This window comes from Phaeodactylibacter luteus (assembly GCF_007993045.1).
GTDB lineage: Bacteria > Bacteroidota > Bacteroidia > Chitinophagales > Saprospiraceae > Phaeodactylibacter > Phaeodactylibacter luteus.
Genome location: NZ_VOOR01000091.1, coordinates 1 through 7,817, shown reverse-complemented (window position 1 = coordinate 7,817; position 7,817 = coordinate 1). Strand labels below are relative to the sequence as shown.

Sequence of the window (7,817 nt, the reverse complement as noted above, 5' to 3'; positions counted from 1 at the left end):
AGATGGCTATGTAACAATATTGCAGGACTAAGATAAGAGATTTTTGGACGAAATTCTTTACTGTTCAGTGGAGCTGTTTAAGGTAAGCGCCAGGCGTTATGCCGACTGTTTTTTTAAAATAGGTATTGAACACAGTTTTCGAGTTAAAGCCGCTTTCGTAGGCAAGGCCTAATATGGAGATGTGGCTATTGTCGGGGTCCTTGGCAAGCATTTTAAACTGGGCAACCCGGTAGTCGTTGATAAATGCACTGAAGTTCTTGCCTAGTGCTTGGTTGATAAGCCACGAGAGTTGGTTCGGGTGCAGCCCGCTTTGTGCGGCCAGGTCTCTGAGGGTAAGCCCAGGGTTTAGGTAAGGCGCTTCTTCTTTCATCAGAGCGAGTAGCCTAGCTTGAGCATTACTTGCTTCTTGCTCCGTCATAAGCGGCTGATGGCCATTGCTGATGGCTTCTGCTTTTTGGATGGGCGGATAAAGGCGTTTGTGGAAAATAGCGTATTTCGGGTGGTGGAATAAAGGGGAAGCCAAGGGGTCGGAGAAGCTGAGCAGCAGGATAGAAGAGCGGTAGGATAGGGCGTTTTCAAGCCAATCAAAAGCTTTGTCGTGTTGGCCAAGCTGTGCATACGCAAGGAACAGATAAGTGTGGGCTTGGAAAGCATGGGGTGGCTGTGCAGCCTTCTGAAGCCTTGGGAGCCATTCTCCCGCAGTACTATTGTCTTCCATAAGATAGCTGAGGGCGCGTATGCCCAGTACTTCGTCTGGGATGATGATTGCTCCCGGCAGCTTTCCCATCATCTCCCTTACGCTTGAAAAGTTGCCCATTTTGAGAAGCAGATAGGCTTTCACGGTCAGTGCAGGGATGTTTTTGGGGTTATGTGCTAGCAAGGTGCTCATTTGCGCAAGCGCCTCCTCATGTTTCCCGGTACGGTAGAGAAAATAGCCCTTGTAAAATAGGGTTTCTTGGTTGAAAGGGTCAATATCGAGAGCAAGAGCCAGGTGTTGGCGGGCTTCTGTTTGCTGCCCTTTGAGCAGGTATAAGAACGCCATGTATTGTTGGGCTTCCGGGTAGCTGGGCTTCAGCTCAATCGCCCTAAGGTTGTGGTGGGCTGCTTTTTCAAAATCACATGCTGTGAAAAAAGCGAGGTTGGCAAGTTGGTAATGGACGCCAGGGTCATCCGGTGCCAGCACCAATGCTTTATGGGTGCATTCAGCAGCTTTTTGCCAAGCTTCTTCCATTGGCATAAAAGTGGTTGTTGCCATAAAACCATATGCATCAGCTAGCCCAATATAGGAGGGCGCGTGGTTGGGGTCGAGCTGTAGGGCTGCCTCATAATATCCGATTGCCTGCCTTACATCTTCAGGGTTCCATTTATTGAAGTGGAACTTTGCTTTGAGGGCATAAGCATAGGCATCTAGGTTGAGGGTTGCAGGGCGGACGAGGTGTTCCCCTATCTCGAAGTGCCCAAGCTGCTCTCTGAGTTTGTCTGCGATCAATAGGCTTATCTCATCCTGCACAGCAAAAATATCCTCTAGGCTTCTGTCCCATCGCTCCGACCAATAATGCGTATCATCGTATGCCCGGATCAATTGTGCAGTGATGCGCACCCGTTTGCCCACAACCCGGACACTCCCCTGAAGGATAGTGCCTACCTTAAGCTGACGGGCAATTTCCGGAAGGGGAGTATCCTGTAGCCGGAAGTGAAAAGAAGAGGTACGGGAAACGACCTTTAAGCCATTTATGCCTGCCAGGGCGTTAATGATCTCTTCCGTTACCCCATCACTGAAATACTCGTAGCTGGCATCAGCACTCATATTGGCAAAGGGCAGGACGGCTAAAGTTGGGTCTTTCACAAGCTTATCATTGACGGGGGCTGCTATAGGGAGCCCCCCGCTTAAGCTCTAAGTTAATCATTTTCTACGTCATCCCGCTTCATCCCATACCAGTCGATATGCCGTGTTGCGTACATGATGACAGCCAGGATGATCAAAAGCCCAATACTCCCCATGAGCAAGGCATAGTCCTGGAGCTGCAATATGGAATAAAAAAAAGCATACAAAGTGCTGAGCACTCCAAACACCAGGGCGGTCAGCTTCAGGTTGTGGAGTATGGAATAACTATAAGCCGTGGTCAGAAAAAGAATAGCAGAACAGGAAAGGGCATAAGCCCGCTGAAAGCCCAAGTGCTCGGATAAAGATAAGAGAAGGATGTAGAACAGCACAACTGCTGCCCCAACGAGCAGGTATTGGATAGGGTGCAGCCGTTTATTGTTCAGGATTTCCATAAAGAAAAAGGCAAGAAAGGTCAGCAGTATAAAATATGCGGCATAACGGGCTGAGCGGTAGGTTTTCTGGTACTCGTCTATAGGCAACAAAAGCCGGAGCCCAAATGTGCTGGCCGACCGCCGTATGGGGTCAGGCTCGTATTCATTGCTATTTGGCAGGCTGTTGAGGATATAACTGCCTACCCCCTGTTGTGGATAGTTCCGGTTGACTTGCAGCACCTGCCAGGCCGCTTCAAAGCCGATATCTGAGACAGCCCGCTCATCGGGCAAAAAAGTGCCTTCAAAGCTCGGTGCAGGCCAGGTGGAGGACAAGTGTACAGTGGTTGTTTTGCCAAATGGCGCGAAGAATATGTCGCTGCTGCCATTGAGATCTAGCTGATACTGGAACGTGAACTGGCTCGCTGCCCCTTGCGGCAGCGCTAATGGCGCACTAGCGCCAGAGCTGAAACATTCGTTCGTGATGGTGCCAGGCCCAAGCTGCAGCTCCTGGCCTGATAAGTTGGCTGTAATGCTGGATTCGACTCCCTTCATGTCGCTGATCCCGATGGTGAACAGGGCGTCTTCCCATTGCAGGCTTTCTGCGGGCACGGGCAAGCCCTCTGCATTGAGCCCTTTAAAGGAGCCACGTATCTCCAGCTGGGCATTGTAAAGCACTACGACATAGATGCCCCTGTAGCGTTCTTGTGGGAAAAGCACCCCTTCCATGGATAGGGTGTCGGGCAAAAAATGGGCGTAGCCCTGCTCCCGTAGGGGCGGCCCATCTCCATTGGGCAATGTGATCTCGTAGGGCACTGATAAGACCGGCCCGGCGACAGTCTGCGGCCCGCCCCATTTTGAGCTCACTTCTTCCACTGCCTCATCTCGGAGGTTTTCCCGCTCCCGGATGAGCGATTGCACCAAGCTAGCTGGGATGAGCAGGACCAGCACTAGAATGCCTACCGTTAGCAACTTTAGGGTTACAGAATTACGGGCCCAATCATTAAGCCGGTCGAAAAAAGAGGATGCGCTCATACCGCTTGTTTTCTAGACAATTTAGGCATAATTCTTATCCTCGCTCTAGAAAAATGCGAAGTGCGCCCAAACCGATTTGGCTGGGCGTAAACTAAAATGCCGCAGCCTTTTATGCTCCCCGAGCCTTTAGATAAGCGCTTGGAGCGGTGAAAATAAAGCCCCGGCCAAGCAGGGGCTTGCCAGGGCTTTCCAAAAACATAAGGGGGAATTATTCAATCACGACCTTCAGGCGCAGGGGCGGCTGGCCCTGCTCATCGAGCAGGAGCCAGTATATCCCTGCGGGCAGCTCATGTACGTCCCAAAGAGCCTGTGCCTGCCCGGCTTCTAGCCGCTGTGTAGCAACTGCCCGCCCCAGCTGATCCCTGAGATCCGCGGCAGCAGGCGCAGCGAGGGGGCTGCCGAGCTGTAGGGTGAATTGCCCTTTGGCAGGGTTGGGGAAGATCTTGTGCTGCAATTGGCTTTGGAGTGCCGGGCTGAGGTCTTCGAGGAACATGCCCGGCGCATCCATAGCCTGGCCGGCCTTTGGCATGAGCTGCGGGTGTGCGGCCCCGCTGGCCATGTCGGCACCTGCTGTGGCAATGCTGATATCGGAGAAAATGGCGGAGGCGCTCTGCCCCGGGCGGGTAGAGAAGACCGCCAGGCCAGCTTCAGCGCAGCTGCCCATTGGGATGACGACCTGGGTGAGGAGCTGGAACTGCACGCCGTTGTTGCTGCGGTAGAGGCGGAAGAGGTTACCCTGGCGCTGCAGCCTCATCCATCCGGAGGTGCTGCCCAAGTAGAGGGCGGCCTGTTTTGGCGCGTTGGGCGCTGCGCGCGACTCCCTGCGGTAGATGGGCGCCCCGGCAGTGAAGAGGCCTATGTACCGGCTGCCGCTGCCGTTGTGTTCCCTGATGATGAGCCCCGCGTAGCCGTTTTCTGCCCCGTTGACGCGGGCGGTGATAACGACATCTCCGCACAGGGGCTGCAGGGCTGCGCCGAGGTGGTCCTGATTGCCGTTGATGGGGTTGAGCGCGCCAGATGCGAGGGTGATCTCATCTTCATTTCCGGTGCATGGGAGATAACCGGCCAGGGTGCCCGGCGCATTGCCGATCTCGGCCTGATACCAAGGAGCAGGCAGGGCGTTGCCTTCTACGACTTCGATGACAGCAGTACAGGTACTAGAGTTGCCATTGGCGTCGCTGACGTTGAGGGTTACGCTGTTTCCGCCTACATCCGCGCAGGTGAAATCGGTTTGCGAAAGCGAAAGGGAGAAGATGCCGCAAGCGTCGTTGGAGCCGTTGTCCACAAGCTCAGCCGTTGTGCTGCCGTTGCCGTTGGCGTCGAGCTGCACGGTGGCATTCTGGCAAATGGCAGTAGGGGCGATGTCGTCCAAGACGGTGACCGTGGCGGAGCAGGAGCTGAAGTTGCCATTGGCGTCGGTGACATTGAGGGTTACCGAATTGGATCCCAGGTGGCTGCAATCGAATTCGGTTTGGCTTAAAGCCAAGTTGATACCGCAGGCGTCGTTGGAGCCGTTGTCTATTAGCTCAGCCGTTGTGCTGCCGTTGCCGTTGGCGTCGAGCTGTACGGTGGCGTTTTGGCAAATCGCGGTAGGGGCGATGTTGTCCAGGACGGTGACCGTGGCGGAGCAGGAGCTGGCATTGCCGTTGGCGTCGGTGACATTGAGGGTCACGCTGTTTCCGCCTACGTCCGCGCAGGTGAAGTGGGTGATATCTAGTGTCAGCGCATCTATTGCCGCCAACCCACATCCATCAGAAGAACCGTTGTTAATATCATCGGTAGATATAGAGCCCATTCCATTGGCGTCAAGCTGTACAGTAGTGTTTTGACAAAGTGCGGTGGGGGCCGTTTGGTCCACCTTTTCTACGGTAAAGGTGCAACTGTTGCTCCATCCTTTTAGATCAAAAGCGGTCAGTGTGATGATTTCGTTGCCCACACCACTTACGGTGCTGGCTGCTTCCGGCGATTGTTCAAGGGAGATTACATCACAATTGTCATTGGCTGTAGCTAATGCTATATAGTCGCCTAGCATAGCCGTACAATCATCGCCAAGCACCAGGGTCTGTGTTGCTGGGCAGCTGATCGTCGGAGCTTCTTCATCGGTGAAGGTGACTTCAATGGGGGCTGTCATGGAACATCCCTCGGTGGTGCTGGTGGCGGAAAAATAGAGTGTGCTGATGGTAGCCGCTGGGCTTTCCGTAAAGGTAAAGGTGTTGGAGGGCTGGTCGTAAGTGCCGGCTACTACGGTGAGTGCTTCGTCCTGATACCAGGTGGTAGCAATGGTCAGATCAATCATGGCTGCCAGGTCAAGGGCAGGAGTGACCTCTCCACAATCGGTGCTGACGGGAGTGACGATGATTTCATTGTTCGTCACATTGGGAATCGGATTGTTTTGTGGGTAGGCAATGATGCCATCATTCTCAAAACCGGTATTGGCGTGTGCCACCGCAGTGTTGACAATCATTAAGCCGGTATTGGTGAACACATCCTCGTTACTAAATGCTGCAGCGATTTCAAAAGTGCCGCAAGCGAAATTGTTGAAGGCGTCATCATTCCAGAAAGCATATTGTGTTACACCGGCATTGGTGCCCACACGGATGAAACCATAATTGTTGAAGGAACCATTCTGGTGTAGCAAGCCAGCCATGGTGGTTTGATCAATGGTGATCATCCCATTTTCTTGGTTATTGACCGTAGCCACATTCCAAAGCCCCCAATCACCCACTGTTCCGGTTTGTCCGATACGAATTTGGCCACTATTGTTTACCGTTGCGGAATTTTGATTTCTCATGCCTGCTAAAGCCGTATTGTCGATGGTTATGGTACCACCGGTATTATTGAGGCTGCCAGTATTAAAAAGGCCCCAGTCTGACGAGTTGGCAATGTTCCCGATGCGGATGGTACCGGAGTTGGTAAAGGCTGATTCGATATACATTGCATGGGTGTTTTCCCCGCCTTGCACATTATTGATGGTGATTTCGCCACCGTCATTGTTGAAGTTCGCACCGCTGAAGCCATTGTAAAGGCCAAATTTTCCGACAGTGCCGACATCTCCTATATGGATACTGCCGGCATTGGTGAATGTTTTCTCATTGAAAAGAGCGTTGGCACTGAATTCTCCTTCGATACGGTCAATGGTCATTTCAGCTCCACTGTAGTTTTGAAAGATATGAGTATTGTACAACCCGTGATTAAAGCTACCTGCTTCATTGCCAATCCACAACTTGCCCCAATTGTAGAATGTAGCCTGACGTCCATTATAAATACCATTGATATTTGAAGAGAAGGGAGAAGTGATGCGATTGATTGATATTGCTGCCGTACTCCGGTTTTCGAATAGGCCATTGTTGATGAGCCCGTGACCGCTCACACTCGCTACGCTCCCAATAGTGATGGTGCCACTATTGTCAACTGATGCATTATAATCATTGTAAAAGCCATTTTGATTGAAAATCCGATCAATCGTAATTTCACCTCCATCATTGGTCAATTCGCCCTGATTAAAGATGCCGATATTTTCCATAGAATGATTCGCGCCAATTGTAAGTGTCCCACTATGATTAAAAACGCCAGTAGAGCGGTTGTCGATGGCAACCCCTGTACTATCCACGTTGATTGTGGCGCCGGTATTATTAAAAATACCTTCGTTAAAGATGGCGGAATTCCGGACCGGGGCATTTGCACCGATGGTGATGATACCCAGGTTATTAAAAGTGGCCCCACTGCGATGGTCAATTCCGTAAAAAGAATTTTCAATTTTGATTTCTGCTGCTGCCCCATTGGTGAAATCAACAAAGTTGTAAATGGCTGGGCCAGTGATAGAGCCGCCTAAGCCGAAGGCCATCAGCCCGTCATTGGAAAAGGAGCTGCCTGCCAAATTGTAGAGGCCTGAACCAGATGTGTTAATGATGTATATTTCTGCCCCAGGGCCATTTGTAAACGCCGCTTCATTATAAATGCCCGGCCCTATGATACCAGAGACTTCCCCGATCGTGAGAGTGCCGAGGTTGGTAAATGTGCCCTCATAATTGGTGATGCCGGCAAAGGCTCGATCAATATTGATCTCGCCGCTGCTATTATTGTTAAAGGTGCCATAGTTGAGGATACCCTGATTGGCTACCGAAGCCACAGTGCCGAGGTTAAGGGTTCCATTATTGTTGACCGTACCCTGGTTGTGAATGGCAAAGGGGCTGGAATTATCAATGCTCAGGCTGCCCGTCACGGTCAGTTGGGCACCCATTTGTACCGTGACAGAGTTGACTGCTGCAGTGGTGGCTCCCGAAATGATTGGGTCATTGCTGGTAATTGGGATGACCACATCTTCAGTGCTTAGTGGTACCGAACCGGCGCTCCAATTAGCGGCAGTTGCCCAGTCCATATTGGTAGTCCCCATCCATACATTTTGTGCTGGGAGGTTGATGCAGAATAGCATCACTGCCAACAAGCTTGTTAACGTAAGAGAGTGTCCCGAAATACTCAACCCTTTGGGGGCAAGAGCTGTAAAAGTGTTTTTCATGAGTGTTTTTATT

3 protein-coding genes are annotated in these 7,817 nt (G+C 51.8%); all 3 read right to left on the bottom strand.

Going from position 1 to position 7,817, the window contains the following annotated elements:
- Positions 1 to 64: 64 nt before the first annotated feature.
- Positions 65 to 1,846 carry a helix-turn-helix domain-containing protein gene (locus FRY97_RS21130; RefSeq protein ID WP_147169616.1) on the bottom strand — a complete coding sequence of 594 codons (1,782 nt, stop codon included), beginning with the start codon at positions 1,844 to 1,846 and terminating at the stop codon, positions 65 to 67.
- Between the two features lie 53 nt (positions 1,847 to 1,899).
- The gene (gene creD, locus FRY97_RS21125) at positions 1,900 to 3,288 is read right to left on the bottom strand and encodes a cell envelope integrity protein CreD (protein ID WP_147169615.1); all 1,389 of its coding nucleotides are present in this window, start codon (positions 3,286 to 3,288) and stop codon (positions 1,900 to 1,902) included.
- 208 nt (positions 3,289 to 3,496) lie between these two features.
- Positions 3,497 to 7,681 (bottom strand): T9SS type A sorting domain-containing protein, encoded by a 4,185-nt coding sequence (locus FRY97_RS21120; RefSeq protein WP_147169614.1) that lies wholly within the window; start codon positions 7,679 to 7,681, stop codon positions 3,497 to 3,499.
- Positions 7,682 to 7,817 lie beyond the last annotated feature (136 nt).

Coding starts and splice junctions, on each gene's coding strand:
- creD (WP_147169615.1), bottom strand. CDS start 3,288: ATGAGCGCATCCTCTTTTTTCGACCGGCTTAATGATTGGGCCCGTAAT.
- FRY97_RS21120 (WP_147169614.1), bottom strand. CDS start 7,681: ATGGGGACTACCAATATGGACTGGGCAACTGCCGCTAATTGGAGCGCC.